The sequence below is a fragment of the Verrucomicrobium sp. 3C genome, from assembly GCF_000379365.1.
Lineage (GTDB): Bacteria > Verrucomicrobiota > Verrucomicrobiia > Methylacidiphilales > Methylacidiphilaceae > Methylacidimicrobium.
In genome coordinates, this window is the sequence record NZ_KB901875.1 from 1944637 (window position 1) to 1959876 (window position 15240).

The window sequence follows — 15240 nt, forward strand, 5'->3', positions numbered from 1 at the left end:
ACTGCCCATCGAACCATTCGATTTCTTCGGGAGAACTGGCAATCGAAACTTCCAGTCCGCAATCCCTTGCCCCATCGGCTCTTAAATGGAAAAGCTGTTTCATCGAGCCTATGGCATCGAAAAAGTCGCCTCATGTCTAGCCTTTCTTTCCCTCCCTGGCGCAGAATCACTTGGCCGTTCATAAAAAAAGACCCTGTGTGCTACGACACCAATTAAACTTGATCCTTGCATTGGTGCGTTTTCTTCCGATAGTCTGGCAGCCTTCGGCCGAAGGAACCAGATGCGGCGCGCTGGAACAGCAGTTCTTCTCCTGAGCCTTGCCTGCTCTCCTGGACTATTCGCGGGGGTCCTCCAGACCTCGAAAGGGATGCGGATTTCGATCCTCGGCCAGTCTTCAGCGGAAGATCCGAAAAAGGAATCCGCCGAGAAGGCCGTGGCCCACGTTGGTGGGAAGGAAAAGACAAAACCCGCATCTGTGGCGAAGGCGAACACCCCGAAGGGGAAAGTAAAGGTTCGATCGGTCGCGGGCAGCCGATGGAAAAAAGGAGATCGGCGCCAAACCGGGGCGGACTCCGTGGCCTCTCACAAGTAATCCTTTGCCCATCCGGCTGACACCGGGCGCGAGGCGCCGGTGGCCTGGACCAGGTTTCGCTCCAAAGCGTCATCGCGATCCTGAGCGCAATTCGCGCTTGCCTTCTTTGCCGTCAACGCGGACATTTTGATAGTTAGAGGTGTCAGATGAAAAAGCCGATAGCAGTAGCGCTTGCCTTCGCGATCGGTCTGCCCGCGGCCTTTGCCTCGGTGCATGTGATGAACACCACGAAGGGAGTTCGCCTTACGATTCTACCCGTGATGGGGGCCACACCGGAAGAAGAGCCGGCTCCGAAGGGCAGGGTGCGGGTTGCGCCGGTAGCGGTCAACAAGGCTACGCCCGCAGCGCAAATCGCGCACGGCGCGAAGGACGTGAAGACGCGGCAAACCTCGACTCGACACAAGTCGACTAAGCCGAGCGCGCGGAATAAGGGCTGATCAGATCCCGAATCTCGGAGATGCGATTGGCGGGAAAGCCGCCTTTCTCTGCATGCTCCCGAACCGCCTGTTCGCTCGGAGCGAGGTAGATGCAGTAGATCTTGTCGTCGGTGACGTAGCTGTGCAACCACTGGATTTTCTGTCCCATCCCGTCGAGGATCGAGCAAGACTTGGCGGAAATGGCGGCGAGTTGCTGAGGAGATAGTTTTCCGGCTCCAGGAATTTCTCGTTCGATGACATAGCGTGGCATGATGTCGGATTCTCCTGATCGGGTTTTGCTTGCTGCCCGTTCAGACGGGCGACGTTGACCGTAACGTTACTGCGCTATAGCCTGGCAAGTCTTTTTTGAGGCGAACGACTGCTGGTCCAGGGTCTTTTGTTTTGGAGTTCATGCGGCGGCAAGGATGGCCAGACATTGTTTAGGACTGGAGCAGAATCGTTCGCGGAACTGCGGGAGGGATTGTTCGCCGAGGCGTTCGGAGAGGAGCGAAAGGAGGGCGTTACGGATGAGCGCCAAGTTGGCCAGCAGGTTGGCCTGACGGGAGCGGGAACCGTCTTCGCCCATCAGGACATCGCGTCGCCAATGATTGCGGATTTCGATCCCGCCCCAATGTTCTCGGATCAAGTTCAACCATTCTTGGGGAGAATATTGATCTGGTGGCGAGCTGGAGAGGTAGTAACGGGACTCGGTGGTGGTGATGCCGCTCTTTTTTAGCGTGCGTTGGCTGCGCACCACGATCAGGGCGCGGGCAAAGGGGAAGTCGATGGCGAGGGGCTCGGTGGAGAAAGCATGGAGTTGGCGGATTTCGACTCGGCCATGACCGATTTGGTTGTCGGTAAAAAGGGGGTGTCGGGCAAAGCATCCAAGGCTTGAGCCTCTTGGAACAAGCGACGCTGGTTTCCCTTGACCCCGAACAAGTAATCGCCCCCTTTTTCGACGATGAGACGGGCCTGCCGCCGCTGGCAGTGCAACGGGTCGGCCGTGATGATTTTGCCATCCAGGGCCGGCAGCTTTTCCAGCAGCGCCACCGCCGCGCTTTGTTCGCCACGGGGCGTGTCCTGCTTTTGGTCGTAGACCGCCACCGCTTGCGGGGCGCCGTCCTCCTGTTGGGCTAAGGTCAGGAGGCCAATGTGGTGACGAATCATTTTGCCGTCCAAGGCCAGCGCCTGCGGCAGCGTGCCGCCCTGTGCTTGCAGCCAGTCGGTGAGCCTGGAAGCGAAGGCTTCGGGATCCATGCGGGTGAGCACTTGGTAGAAGACACTGTAGCCGGGAACCTGATGAAAGCCTCCGGTGCCCTTCTTGAGCGGCAAGCCCAACCGACCGCGCTGGGGCTGGGTCAGACTGGTGGCAAAACGGGCGATCTCGGCGATCTCCCGCCTCCCGGCCAAAAGCGCCATCGCGATCAAGGTCAACACCGACCCGACCGGATAGTGGGCATTCTTCTTGCGCGGATCGGGCGCTTTCCAAAAGACCTCCAGCAATGAGTCGAGTTGCTGGGCGTTGACCGGCAGCGTGCCCGAGGGTCTCGCGCTCAAGCCGGCGCGGCACTCTTCGGGTAATTGGGCCGCCCGTAAGGTTTGCCGCGCTTGCGCCGAAAGAGGGCGCAGCCAGAGCCGCTTGGGCCGGTCGTTGGGCAGGTAAAAATCGGCCCGATGGCGGCTGTAGCCGGCGCTGTAGCCTGCCGCTTCCCAGTTGCTGGCCTTGTAGCAGGTTCCCGCGTATGCCTCCGGATCGGTGAAACTCTCGGCCAAAAGCGGAGTGTAGCCAAAGCGATCCCGTCACTGCCCCGGCAACGCCCGCAAGGCCGCTCCCAGAGCTTGCGACGCCAGATTGGGCGCCTGCCCTTTGGGGGTGAGCAGCAAAAAGCGCCGATTTTGTACGATCAACTTGAGCCGCTCCACCCGCTGTACGGCGCTCCACCCAATCCACTGATCCCGATCCTTCAGCGCGTAGCAGGCCGGCCCCCAAACCAGCAGCGCCACCGCTTGCCCATCTTGTTCAATGACCTGGCGCAAATAGTCGCCGACCGATCGCCCCGTTCCCAGATAGTGGCGTTCCTTCAACTGCCCATCGAACCATTCCGTCTCTTCTGGAGAACTGGCAATCGAAACATTTAGTCCGCAATCTCTTACCCCACTGGTTCCTGAATGGAAAAGCTGTCTCATCAAGCCTATTGCATCGAAAAAGTCGCTTGATGTCTAGCCATTCTTTCCCTCCCTGGCGCAGAATAACTTCCCCGTTCATAAAAAAAGACCCTGACTTCTGGCCTGCCTATCTCACCAGCGTTCTCCTCCGGCTTGGGAAATGGACCGGGCTGCTTCGTTGGGGCTTGGTTTTCCCTGCTCACAGCATGCCGTCATACAGCTCCGGGGGGAAAGCCCGCGGCGCGCCTTGGGCACGAATTTTGTGGGATAGGCAGGCTTGGAAACGGGGCTCCTCCTTCCTGTTCTTTCGGGCATCTCGGCCGGCCATGTCTTTTCAGAACGATCCCGACGAAAATCGGATCCTTTCTGGCACGCTGATTGCTTTCAATGGAGCCGCAGGAGGAGAGGGGCAGATGGGTTCGAATAGAGGAGGATGGCAATGGGGGGTACACACCTGCGAGGTGAACCAGGGGAGGAGAGATTCTCTTTGGGCGAGAGCCGGCCATCTCTTGGATCCGCTCCTAAACCTTCTACCATCCATGAGGTAAAGCCGGAGAACGCGGATGCGCTTCCCGGATTCCCAGATTGCACTTTGGAAAGCGTAGATACCATAAGCAAAGGAGATTCAGAATGGTTCTCAATCCATTGGAACGTTGGTTGCGCATGCTCGTCGTCTGTCTGGCCGCGGGCGCTTTTCTCCAATCCGAAGCAAAAGCAACGATGGTTACTGGAGGGTGCAACGCACTCGGTCTGCCGTCCTGGCAGGGAACGCTCTTTTTTGGAGCGGATGAACCCAGCGTGGACAAGCGGATTTCCGGGCTGGAAGCCTACATCCTGAACGGGGATCCTTCCGGAAGCAAGGTGAGTGGTGTCGCGGGGCCGGGCCACAACGCCTGGTTAATGACGTCCTCGGCGCTGGTGCTCTTCATGACCCTTCCTGGCCTTGCTCTCTTTTACGGCGGCCTTGTCCGATCGCGCAACGTCCTCTCGGTTCTCGCCCAGTGTCTTGGCATCGGCGGGCTCGTTACCATTCTTTGGTGGGCCGTCGGTTACAGCCTTGTGTTCGGCACTAGTTTTGGTCAAAGCCCGTTGGGCCCGTTTTTGGGTGGCACCGACTTCTTTTTCCTCAAGGGGGTGGACGCTGCTCCGAACAGCTCCTACGCATTTTGGGTTTCGCAAAGCGTCTACTGCATGTTCCAGCTCATGTTTGCCATCATCACTCCGGCTCTGATCCTGGGGGCGGTGGCGGAAAGGATGAATTACGGCGCGCTGCTGCTCTTCATCGGCCTTTGGATGCTCTGCGTCTACTTCCCGCTCGCCCACATGGTCTGGGGGGCTACGGGCCTGATGAACGGGGTCTTTAACGCAGCGGCTCGAATTCCGGCAATCGATTTCGCGGGTGGGACCGTGGTGCACATGTCCTCTGGCTGGTCGGGCCTGATCCTCTGCCTTTTGCTTGGGAAAAGGATCGGGTATGGCAAGGAGCCGATCCTGCCGCACAGCATGGTCCTTTGCATGGTCGGCGCAGCGATGCTCTGGGTGGGTTGGTATGGCTTCAATGCGGGAAGCGCTGGAGCGGCGGATGGAATCGCGGCCAATGCATTTGCCACGACGACGCTGGCCACCGCAGTGGCCTCGTTTGTCTGGGGAATGCTCGAATACGCTTTGAAAGGAAAGCCGAGCGTGCTGGGATACAGCACCGGGGCGGTCGCGGGTCTGGTCTGCATTACTCCGGCCTGCGGATTTGTGGACTCGACGGGCGCCGTCGTCATTGGGGTCCTGGCGGGGGCCGTGCCCTATTGGGCGTGCGTCAAGCTGAAGAAGGCATTGGGTTACGATGATGCCCTCGACGCCTTTGGCGTGCACGGGGTAGGGGGGACGCTGGGAGCCCTTCTGACGGGTGTACTCGCCACGGCGAAGGTCAATGGAAACCTGAGCAACGAGGCGGTGGCGGGAAAGAACGGGTTGGCCGCTCTGGTGAGCCATCACGCGCTTTATCGGGCTCAACTCGAGGCCATCGCCATTACGATTGTGTTAGCGGTTGGAATGACTCTGGTCTTGGCCTTGCTGGTTCGGCTCTTTATCAACCTACGAGTGCCGACCGAGGTCGAAACGCAGGGGCTCGATACGTTACAGCATGGCGAGGAAGGCTACGTGATGTAGCCTGGCTCACCAGAGGTAGGAGAGAAAAGGTCGCCGGGGGGGGGTTGAGCCGGCGGCCTTTTTTGCAGCGCCCGGTGCCGCGCGCGCGGACAGTGGAGCCTTGCAGACGCCGCGCCTCGGCTACGAAGTTTGTGAGACATTGCAAATTGCCAGAAGAAGGATTCTTGCGTTATACACGCGAATACGTGCTATATTTCCTCTGCTTCAAAAAAGCGGGGGAAATGGGTTGACGCGAACCGGACAAATTCGGCTCAATACCCCACAAGGGGTTGTGCTTTTTTTGATCATCCACACAATATCTGGAATCTCAGGAGATGGCCATGATTTCTCTGGAAGACACTCGACAGTTGGAACTCATCGGCATGGAGTCGCTTCCCGCCAAGCCGTTTATGGTTCAGAAGCGGAACGGGGCGGTGGTCGCGTTCGAACCGAAGCGGATCTCCTGGGCGGTGGAACGCGCCTTTCGGGCGGAACACGGGGTGCCTCGCGAGCAGGCGATTTCGGAAGGACTGGAAGCGGAGGTCGCGGAAATTACACGGGCCGTGGTGCGGCGTGCCGTCGGAGCGGCGGTGATCGGGGAGACTCTGGAAGTCGAGAGGATTCAAGACTGGGTGGAAACGGCTCTCATGGAAGCGGGCTACCACTCGGTGGCACGGCGCTACATTCTTTACCGGGCGGAGCGCCGGCGGGCCCGGACATTGCGGGCGGCAACCCGGTCCGGAACGACTTCCCTCACCTTCGTCCTGCGATGCGGGGAACGGGTTCCGTTAGATCCGGAAGGGCTGGGGAGGGAGCTCGAGGAGGCATGTCGCGGCCTTGAGGAGCGCTGCTCGTGGAGGAACTTGGCCGAAGAGACGCTGAGGAGCCTTTACGATGGAGTCACCGAGGAAGAGATCGACCAGGCGATGATCCTTGCGGCCCGTTCCCGAGTGGAGCGGGAGCCAGCCTATACCTATGTCGCGGCACGGATCCTGTTGGCCAAGCTCTATCGGGAAGTGTTGCCCGAGATCCGCGCGAGGGAAGAGCTCGAAACGGTGCATAGAAACTTTTTTCCGATCTCCATCCGGTATGGTGTCGACGTGGGCCGGCTTTCACCCGATCTATTGGGCTTCGATCTGGAAAAGCTCTCCGGCGCCCTCCGGTTCGAGAGAGACCGGGAGTTCACGTACATGGGTCTGCAGACCGTGTACGATCGGTATCTGCTCCATCACGAGGAGCGGAGGATCGAGACCCCCCAATACTTCTGGATGCGGGTGGCGATGGGGTTGGCCCTTGCGGAGAAGGAGAATCGCGAAGAGCGCGCCATCGAGTTCTACGAGCTGCTCTCCTCCTTTTTGTTCCTCTCTTCGACGCCGACGCTGTTCAATGCGGGGACAAGGCATCCTCAGCTTTCTTCCTGCTATTTGCTCACGGTGTCCGACGATCTCGACGGAATCTTCCAGGTCATCTCCGACAATGCTCGGCTTTCGAAGTGGGCCGGAGGGTTGGGGAACGATTGGACCAATGTCCGAGCCACCGGCTCCTTGATTCGGGGGACGAACGGGCGGAGCCAGGGAGTGATTCCCTTCCTAAAGGTTGCGAACGACACGGCGGTCGCCGTCAATCAGGGAGGGAAGAGGAAAGGAGCTCTTTGCGCCTACCTGGAGACCTGGCATCTCGATATTGAGGATTTCCTCGAGCTCCGAAGAAACACGGGAGACGACCGGCGACGGACTCCCGACATGAATACGGCCAACTGGATTCCCGACCTGTTTATGAAAAGGGTCATGGAAGGAGGGAATTGGACGCTTTTCAGTCCCAGCGACGTGCCGGATCTCCACGATCTTTGCGGCAGAGCGTTCGAGCGACGCTACTGCGAATATGAGGAGAAGGCGGATCGGGGGGAGATCCGGAATTTCCGGCGCGTGGTGGCATCAACGCTCTGGAGGAAGATGCTGACGATGCTTTTCGAGACCGGCCATCCGTGGATCACGTTCAAGGATCCGTCCAATATCCGCTCCCCCCAAGATCACGTCGGCGTGATTCACAACTCCAATCTCTGCACCGAGATCACGCTAAATACGTCTTCGGACGAGACCGCGGTCTGCAACCTGGGCTCGATCAATCTTGCCGCTCACGTGAAGGATGGAGAAATTGACGAGGAGCAATTGGCGAAGACGATCCGGGTAGCGGTCCGGATGCTCGACAACGTAATCGATATCAATTTCTACCCGACTCCGGCGGCAAGAAACGCCAACCTGCGCCATCGTCCGGTAGGTCTCGGGCTGATGGGCTTCCAAGATGCTCTCTATCGTTTGAAGATCTCCTACGGGAGTCCGGAGGCAGTCGAATTTGCGGATTGGACGATGGAAATCATCGCCTACCACGCCATTCTTGCCTCGGCCGACCTGGCAAAAGAGCGAGGCGCCTATCCGACCTTCCCCGGTTCGAAATGGGCGCGAGGTCTCTTGCCGATCGACACGCTCTCCTTGCTGGAAGAGGAGCGCGGTGGGAATCTCGATGTGGACCGAACGATCCGGAAAGACTGGGAGGAGGTTCGAAAGGCGATTCGGAAGCACGGCCTACGGAATAGCAACCTGCTCGCCATTGCCCCCACCGCCACGATCTCGAACATCAGCGGAGTCTCCGCATCGATCGAACCAACCTACAAGAACCTGTTCGTAAAATCGAATCTGTCGGGCGACTTTACGACGATCAACAGCTATCTGGTAGAGGATTTGAGGCAAGCCGGCTTGTGGGACCAGGAGATGGTGGATGATCTCAAGTTCTACGACGGTTCGGTTCTTTCCATTGAACGGATTCCTCTGGAGATCAGGGCGCGATACCTCAGCGCTTTCGAGCTCGATCCGAAGTGGTTGATCGAGTCTGCGAGCCGCAGGCAGAAATGGATCGACATGGCGCAATCACTCAATCTCTATATCGCGGAGCCAAATGGGAAGAAGCTCTCCGATATGTATTTCCTGGCTTGGCGGAAGGGGCTCAAAACGACCTACTACCTGCGAGCCGTGGCAGCGACTTCCGTGGAAAAATCGACCTTGGATATCAATGCGAGGGGCCTGCAGCCGCGCTGGATGAAAAGCGTCAGTCCCTCCTCCCGTGTTCGCGTCGATCGGCCGGAGGAGCGGAATGGACAGGCCTGCTCTCTGGACAACCCGGAATGCGAGAGCTGCCAATGATCGACGAGCAAAATCGGCGCGGGTCGCAGCTTTTCCTCCGGAGTTGTATGGCGACATCCTGCGAGGAGGGCCAAAAACCCAAGTCCCAACGAAGCAGCCGGGTCCATTTCGCAAGGCGCAGGCGAACGCTTGGGAGACTTCCAGGCTAAATAAGCAGGAAAAAGGAGAGCAAAGGAGGGACCATGTCCTGTTGTAACAGTTCGGAGACCGGATTCCAACGTAACGACCTCACCAAGCGGATCAACGCGGAAGATAAGCGGCTGATCAACTGCCGGACCGTGGACGTGAATCAGCTCATGCCCTTGAAATATAAGTGGGCATGGGAGCATTACCTCAACGGGTGCGCGAATAACTGGCTTCCTTCCGAAGTTCCGATGCAAAGAGATATCGAGCTTTGGAAATCCGACACATTGAGCCCGGGAGAGCGGCGCGTCATCCTGAGGAATCTCGGGTTCTTCGCCACCGGGGAGAGCCTGGTTGGCAACAATATCGTGCTTGCCATCTTCAAGCACATCACGAATCCCGAGGCTCGACAATACCTCTTGCGCCAGGCTTTCGAGGAAGCGGTGCACACGCATGCCTTTTTGTACATCGTTGAGAGCCTGGCTCTCGATGAGCGCGAGGTATTCAACATGTATCATGAGGTCAACTCGATCCGGAACAAGGATGCCTTTGAGATGACCTTGACTGCGGATATTCTTCGCGAAGAATTCACGACGGAGACAGAGGCCGGGATTCAACACTTTCTCAAGAACCTGGTTGGCTTTTACGTCATTATGGAGGGAATCTTCTTCTACAGCGGTTTCGTCATGATCCTCTCTTTCCACCGCCAGAATCGCATGACCGGAATTGGCGAGCAGTTTCAGTACATTCTTCGGGACGAGACGATCCATTTGAACTTTGGAATCGACTTGATCAACGGCATCAAGGAGGAGAATCCGGGCGTCTGGACACCGGCGTTTCAAGAGGAGATCAGCGAAATGATCGCGCAGGCGGTGGAGCTGGAATCTCTCTATGCGCAGGACTGCCTGCCGAGCGGAATTCTCGGATTGAACGCGAAGCTTTTCCGAGACTACGTTCAGTACGTCGGCGATCGGAGACTGGAGCGGATCGGCTTGAAAGCGCGGTACGGATCGCGCAATCCTTTCCCTTGGATGAGCGAAACCATGGATCTTCTGAAGGAGAAGAACTTCTTCGAGACGCGCGTGACCGAATACCAGCACGGGGCGCTGCTTCAGTGGTAGGATAATGCACCGCTTTCGCTACCAAGGGGATAGCCTTTTTGTCGAAGAGGTCAATGCCGCCAGCTTGGCCGAGCAATATGGGACTCCGCTGTATGTATACTCGGCCGGCACTGTCGTTGATCACTACGAACGGCTGCTTCTCTCCCTCCGGGAGTTGAATCCCCTTGTCTGCTATGCGGTAAAAGCGAATTCCAACCTGGCGCTGCTTCGCCTGCTCGCTTCTCGCGGTTGCGGCTTCGACCTAGTGAGCGGCGGGGAGCTCTATCGAATCCTCCGTGCTGGTGGCGATCCTGCCCGATCGACCTTCGCGGGTGTTGGCAAGACGGCTCGGGAGATGGAGGAAGCCTTGGAAGCCGGCATTTACAGCTTCGTGGTAGAAGGTCGGGAGGAGTTGGAGGCCATCGACCGCGTAGCCGCGCGCTTGGGAAAACGGGCTCCCGTAGCTCTCCGGGTAAATCCCGACGTCGGCGCGAAGACTCATGCCAAGGTGAAGACGGGGGTGGCGGAGAGTAAGTTCGGCATCTCGGCGGAGGAGATCGAAGCGCTATATCGAGAGCTCCCGCGCTTTTGCCATGTGTCGTTGCGTGGCATCCAGATCCATATTGGTTCGCAGATTCGCGACGTGGAGCCCTTTGAAGAAGCGGTCCGTCGGGTGATTCCCTTGGTGGAGATCGCTCGGGATCGGTTTGGTGCGGAGTTCTTCGACATTGGAGGAGGGCTGGGGATTGCCTATGAGGAGGCCTTGCAGAGCGGTGACCCCGGCTGGTGGGAGAACAAGGCGCAATGGGCGACGCCGGCGCACTATGCGGAGCGTCTCCTTCCCTTGCTTGGGCCGCTGGGCCTTCGCATTGTCGTGGAGCCCGGACGGCTGCTCGTAGGAAACGCGGGAATTCTCCTCACTAGGGTTCTCTTTCGGAAGGATCGGCCGCAAAAGAAGTTTGTGATCGTCGATGCGGGGATGAATGACCTCATCCGGCCAGCTCTTTATGGATCCTTTCATCAGATCGTGCCTGTTACCCGCCGAGGAGGGGAATTGTTCGAAGCGGATGTGGTCGGCCCGGTCTGCGAGTCGGGCGACTGCTTCGCCGCCTCACGGCGGATGGCTCCGGCAGAACCGGGGGATTTGCTGGCGATTTTCAGCGCTGGGGCGTATGGCTTCTCGATGGCCTCTCAATATAACTCACGACCGAGACCGGCCGAGGTTCTGGTCGAAGGGGCGAATCACCGCCTCATCCGTCGCCGCGAGAGCTATGAGGATCTGGTGCGGGGGGAAGCGATCGACGAAGGAGCGGCGGCACCCGAGTTCTCGGGAAGAGCCGACGGAGCGAACAAGGGTTTAACGCTGGACCGAGTGAATCGGAAGGAGAAGCCATGAGTTGGCGGATCGATGGCCGAAAGGCCGCTATTGTTGTCGTCGATGTTCAAGAACGGCTGGTTGCGGCCGTGTCGGGTGCCGGGGAGATTCTTCCGAGGATCGATCGCCTTCTGGAAATCGGAAAACTCTTTTCGATTCGGGTTCATTTGACGGAGTTGGTTCCGCAAAAACTCGGCTCCATTCCCTCGTCGCTTCTCCGTGGCGCGGGGGAGGAGGCGGGGAGGTATGCCCGGAATATGCTTTCGACTCGATCCGTATTGCCCAAGGATCTGCCGCAGTATCTTCTCATCGCGGGAATGGAGACCCATGCAGCCGTCCGGCAGACGGTCTATGATCTCCGGGAGAGAGGGCATGCGGTTTATCTGTTGGCAGACGCGGTTGGCTCCCGCAACGCCGTCGACCATGAAGTTGCTTTAGAGGAGATGCGGCAGGACCGCATCGTGGTCACGACCATGGAAGCGGCGGCCTGCGAACTTGGGGCGGAAGCCGTTGAGCCGATCCTGGGAAAGCTGCTTTCCCATCTATCTTAGCCTGAGATAGGCAGGCTATAGGGCTTGCGCAATCTCCGCGGGCTTGCTAGCCGCACTCGCTCTCAGCGCTTTGTTTGGTGGATCGATCGAAATCACGTGAAGGATCGGACTGAGAAGAATCCGATCCTTCGGTTCACGGATGCGCGCCTTCCGCAGAATCACCTGGACCGCAGCCGGGACCATCTCGATCGGGAGGACCAGCTCGATCTTCGTTTGAGGCAGGAAATCCGGGAGGTACTCATTGCCGAGATAGTGTTCTACCCCCTCCGGGGCTTTTTCCAACCTTTTTACCCGGCTTACCAGGGCGCTCCGTATGCTGTAGTCGGTCAGCGCCTCGCGAAGGTCGCCAAGGCAACATCGCGGGATGATTGCTTCGACCTTTTGGAAAGGCTCTAGGGAAAGGACTGAGCCGGGCGCTTGATGCTGCATGCCTCTTTGAGGCAAGCAGCTTGTGTGCCATCGCGGCCAATCGAAGAAGAGCCGGCTCCTCAACTTGCGGAACCACCAGTCTTGCGGCAGAATATCGATATTGGAGTTTTGCCCGATGATTACCTATCTTTACGAGACGATTCCTACCGAAAAGGGCGAAGAGCCTAAGGTCTACGAGATCCAGCAGCCGATGGGGGCACCGGCTCTCACCCATCATCCCGAAAATGGAGAGCCGCTGCGCCGCATCATCTCTGGAGGCATCGGGATTCAGACGACGCGAAAGGGTGCTCCCGATCCGTCATCCGCCTCCTGCGGGTGCGGACATGGCGGCTGCGGCTGCCACTGATGAGGAGCGTCGGCCTGCTTTTCAGGAGGCTGGCTCATCCGCAAACTCGATGGAAGCGGAGAGGCTCACGCTGCTGGAGAGCGATGCGGTGATCAGACAGCGCTCCTCCGCTTTGTGCATGAGTTGCTCAGCCTTTCTGGAGTCAGCTCCTTTTGGCAGCTTCAGTGCAGGACGTAAAAAGAAGCGTGTAAAGCGGCGTTTCCCATCGGCCATTTCGAGCGTCGCTTCGGTCGGGCAGACGATCTCGATCCACGGCAGATGAGAGAGTTCGGCAAGGGTGTCAAAGGTGAGGATGAAGCAACTCGCCACCGAGGCCACCAGCAGATCCTCGGGAGACCAGACGTTGCCGGGTCCGCCGAACTGAGCCGGAGCCGTCACGGCCAAGGAGGGAAGATTCGCAGCCTCGACCGATAGATTGCCGGTGGGGCCTCCGCGTGCGAGCACGTCGTAGCGATGCGGCAGAGGATGCATGACAAATCAGTAGCTCTTTGTGGAGATTATGACAAGGTGGATCCCTTTTTCTGGCCGATCCTCCGTAGCGTCGGGAGAGCCGGCGTTCCGCAACTTTCAAAGCCGACGAAAACGGGTTCCGGCTTGAGCCGAACGGCAAAGAGCAAATCGACGGCATCCTCGATTTCGCCCATGAAGGCGAGGACTTCCGCCGCCGTTGCCCCCCCTCGGTTGACGATCGCCAGCGCATGCCGCCGTGAGATGCCCACAGATGCTCGTTGAAAGCCCTTCGGAAATCCTGCGTTTTCCACGAGCCAGGCTGCTGGAACTTTGTACTTCCCATCGCTCGTCGGGTAAGAGGGAGGAATCAGCCCCCGCTTTTCCGCACGACGGCACAACTCGGCGAAAGCAGCGGACTCAAGAATGGGGTTCTTGAAAAAGGAGCCGACGCTTCGCGAGTCTTCCTCGTCCGCGGCAATCACCATGGCTTTCGAGCGGCGAATGCATAAAACCGCCTGGCGAATCTCCTGGAGCGAAGGCGGGGCGTCGTTCTTGGAAAAAAAAGCGAGGAGATCGGGATAGCGGAGATCAGGCTTCCCATCCTTGGGAAGGGAATAGCAGACGGCAAGAACAAGATAGCGCCCTTTTTCCTCCGCGTTGAAAATACTCCTGCGATAGCCGAAGGAACACGCTGCGGCAGGCATCTCGACGACATGGCCCGCGCGTCGATCCAGGACGCGGACCGTTCGGATCGCGGCCGCCACTTCCGCTCCGTAGGCTCCCACGTTTTGAATCGGGGTGCCCCCGACCGTCCCGGGGATTCCGCTCAAGAGGACCAGGCCGGCGAGGTCCTCGGCGACCGTTTGAGAGACGAAGGGGTCCCACGGGTTGCCGGCCCCAACCCAAAAGAGGCGGTTTCCGTTCTCCCGTCCCGCTTCCACCCCGCCGATCGCCACCTTGAGGACGAGGCCGGGAAATCCCCGATCCGCGACCACGACATTGCTTCCCCCTCCAAGGACGAAGAGAGGGAGGTCGTGCTCCGAGGCCCAGGAAAGCGCCTCGCCCGCTTCCGCTTCCGTTCGAACCTCCGCAAAGTAATGGGCCTTCCCTCCCACCCCGAGCGTGGTCAACGGAGCGAGGGGGACATTTTTCTGAATCTGCATCGGATATGAGCAGCTTAGCGGAAAAGAGAGCGGGCGGCACCCGGATTCTGGCGGAAACCGGATGCACCTGGCGTGCCTGTCTCGCAAAGTTCGTTGCCGAAGCCCAGCGAATGGGCTTGGATGCAAGGCGGGGCGCAGGTTTTCCCCCGGAGTTGTGTGACGACAACCTGCGAGGAGGGCCAAAAGCCCAAGTCCCAACGAAGTAGACAGGCCCATTTCGCAAGCCGCAGGAGAACGCTTGTGAGATACATGCAGGCCAGAAAGGGCGAGAGCGGGGATGGGCTGAAGTAGCCCCCTTGCGGAAAAGGTTTGCTTGTTGCCGGAGCCATTGGTTTTCATGAGGGCTGTCGGCCCTGGGCTGCGCGGATCTTCCCTGTGCCTCGTGAGATCATACTGGCGTGAAGTTTCTTCGGCATTTCGGAAGCGAGTGCAGGGCACTCTTTGAAGCTACCGGCGGCATCTATTTTTTGTTTGTGGACGTCGCCGGTAGCATCTTCCGCTACCGATTCCGTTGGGGACTTTTTTTAGAGCAGATTATTCGCATCGGGATCCGCTCGCAGGCGATCGTTCTCATCACCGGAGCCTTTACCGGAGCGGTCTTCGCGGCCCAAACCCAGTTCCGATTCGGAAAGTTGGGAATGTCCTCGGCCACAGGCCCGGTTGTTTCGATCTCGATGCTTCGGGAGCTTGGACCGGTGCTCTGCGCTCTCATGCTTTCCGGCCGGGTGGGATCGGCGATGGCGGCTGAGTTGTCGACGATGCGGGTCACCGAGCAGATCGATGCGCTACGCGCCCTCGCGGTCTACCCAATCGAGTATTTGATCGTGCCGCGGTTCCTGGGCATGTTGGTCTCCATGCCTTTCCTGGTTGCCCTGACGAGCGGAATGGGCATCTTCCTGGGCTGGGCCGTTTCCGTCCTGTTGCTCGGAGTGGAGCCGGCCTTTTATTGGGAGAACACGGTCAAATTTACAGGGGCGAAAGACATCTGGATGGGGGAAATCAAGGCGCTATTTTTTGCCGTGATCATCGTTTTGATCAGTTGCCAGCGAGGGATTCACTGTCGGCTGAGCGCGGAGGGAGTCGGGATTGCGGCTACCGAAGCGATGGTCTTCTCTTCGATCACCGTGTTGATTTCCAACTTCTTTTTTAGTTTTCTCATGAACTTCGTCTTTTCGTGATGATGCTCCGAC

Annotated in this window: 15 protein-coding genes; 8 read left to right on the forward strand and 7 right to left on the reverse strand. The window is 58.6% G+C overall.

Annotation, left to right across the window (positions count from 1 at the left end; translation table 11 throughout):
* Window positions 1-738 precede the first annotated feature (738 nt).
* Entirely contained in the window at window positions 739-1029 is a 291-nt protein-coding gene (locus tag A37A_RS0110190; RefSeq protein ID WP_018291403.1) for a hypothetical protein, read from the forward strand.
* On the opposite strand, the gene A37A_RS0110195 is transcribed toward A37A_RS0110190, so the two are convergent.
* The 4 genes from A37A_RS0110195 to A37A_RS21820 all read right to left on the reverse strand — a co-directional run bounded on the left by A37A_RS0110195 (window position 1001) and on the right by A37A_RS21820 (window position 3195).
* Complete coding sequence (locus A37A_RS0110195) at window positions 1001-1279, reverse strand: DUF4242 domain-containing protein (RefSeq protein ID WP_018291404.1); 279 nt, start codon at window positions 1277-1279, stop codon at window positions 1001-1003. The genes A37A_RS0110190 and A37A_RS0110195 overlap by 29 nt on opposite strands.
* Before the next feature lie 138 nt (window positions 1280-1417).
* Window positions 1418-1855 carry an ISAs1 family transposase gene (locus tag A37A_RS21810; RefSeq protein ID WP_155996636.1) on the reverse strand — a complete coding sequence of 146 codons (438 nt, stop codon included), beginning with the start codon at window positions 1853-1855 and terminating at the stop codon, window positions 1418-1420.
* Complete coding sequence (locus tag A37A_RS21815) at window positions 1768-2781, reverse strand: ISAs1 family transposase (RefSeq protein WP_026195773.1); 1014 nt, start codon at window positions 2779-2781, stop codon at window positions 1768-1770. Before A37A_RS21815 ends, A37A_RS21810 begins: the two co-directional genes overlap by 88 nt.
* Window positions 2782-2808: 27 nt before the next feature.
* The gene (locus tag A37A_RS21820; RefSeq protein WP_018291406.1) at window positions 2809-3195 is read right to left on the reverse strand and encodes a Druantia anti-phage system protein DruA; all 387 of its coding nucleotides are present in this window, start codon (window positions 3193-3195) and stop codon (window positions 2809-2811) included.
* 609 nt (window positions 3196-3804) lie between these two features.
* Between A37A_RS21820 and A37A_RS0110220 the strand changes: the two genes are divergently transcribed.
* The 5 genes from A37A_RS0110220 to A37A_RS0110240 all read left to right on the forward strand — a co-directional run bounded on the left by A37A_RS0110220 (window position 3805) and on the right by A37A_RS0110240 (window position 11662).
* Window positions 3805-5337 carry an ammonium transporter gene (locus A37A_RS0110220; protein ID WP_018291409.1) on the forward strand — a complete coding sequence of 511 codons (1533 nt, stop codon included), beginning with the start codon at window positions 3805-3807 and terminating at the stop codon, window positions 5335-5337.
* Window positions 5338-5657: 320 nt separating this feature from the next.
* Window positions 5658-8513 carry a ribonucleoside-diphosphate reductase subunit alpha gene (locus A37A_RS0110225; protein WP_020494292.1) on the forward strand — a complete coding sequence of 952 codons (2856 nt, stop codon included), beginning with the start codon at window positions 5658-5660 and terminating at the stop codon, window positions 8511-8513.
* A gap of 182 nt (window positions 8514-8695) precedes the next feature.
* A complete protein-coding gene (locus A37A_RS0110230; protein WP_018291411.1) occupies window positions 8696-9757 on the forward strand; it encodes a ribonucleotide-diphosphate reductase subunit beta in 1062 nt (353 codons plus the stop codon).
* Window positions 9758-9761: 4 nt separating this feature from the next.
* Window positions 9762-11132, forward strand: a complete 1371-nt coding sequence (gene lysA, locus A37A_RS0110235) for a diaminopimelate decarboxylase (RefSeq protein ID WP_018291412.1) — start codon at window positions 9762-9764, stop codon at window positions 11130-11132.
* The gene (locus tag A37A_RS0110240) at window positions 11129-11662 is read left to right on the forward strand and encodes an isochorismatase family protein (protein WP_018291413.1); all 534 of its coding nucleotides are present in this window, start codon (window positions 11129-11131) and stop codon (window positions 11660-11662) included. The genes lysA and A37A_RS0110240 overlap by 4 nt, the downstream gene beginning before the upstream one ends.
* Window positions 11663-11677: 15 nt before the next feature.
* On the opposite strand, the gene A37A_RS18425 is transcribed toward A37A_RS0110240, so the two are convergent.
* Window positions 11678-12091, reverse strand: a complete 414-nt coding sequence (locus A37A_RS18425; protein ID WP_018291414.1) for a P-II family nitrogen regulator — start codon at window positions 12089-12091, stop codon at window positions 11678-11680.
* Window positions 12092-12206: 115 nt separating this feature from the next.
* Here A37A_RS18425 and A37A_RS0110250 point away from each other — a divergent pair, with 115 nt between their 5' ends.
* Complete coding sequence (locus tag A37A_RS0110250; RefSeq protein ID WP_018291415.1) at window positions 12207-12437, forward strand: hypothetical protein; 231 nt, start codon at window positions 12207-12209, stop codon at window positions 12435-12437.
* A gap of 21 nt (window positions 12438-12458) precedes the next feature.
* On the opposite strand, the gene A37A_RS0110255 is transcribed toward A37A_RS0110250, so the two are convergent.
* Entirely contained in the window at window positions 12459-12908 is a 450-nt protein-coding gene (locus tag A37A_RS0110255; RefSeq protein WP_018291416.1) for an OsmC family protein, read from the reverse strand.
* A gap of 26 nt (window positions 12909-12934) precedes the next feature.
* Window positions 12935-14050: a UDP-N-acetylmuramate dehydrogenase gene (locus A37A_RS17000; RefSeq protein WP_018291417.1), complete on the reverse strand. Its 1116-nt coding sequence runs from the start codon at window positions 14048-14050 to the stop codon at window positions 12935-12937.
* Window positions 14051-14448: 398 nt separating this feature from the next.
* Between A37A_RS17000 and A37A_RS0110270 the strand changes: the two genes are divergently transcribed.
* Window positions 14449-15228, forward strand: coding sequence for an ABC transporter permease (locus tag A37A_RS0110270; RefSeq protein ID WP_018291419.1), 780 nt, complete (start codon window positions 14449-14451; stop codon window positions 15226-15228).
* Window positions 15229-15240: the final 12 nt, after the last annotated feature.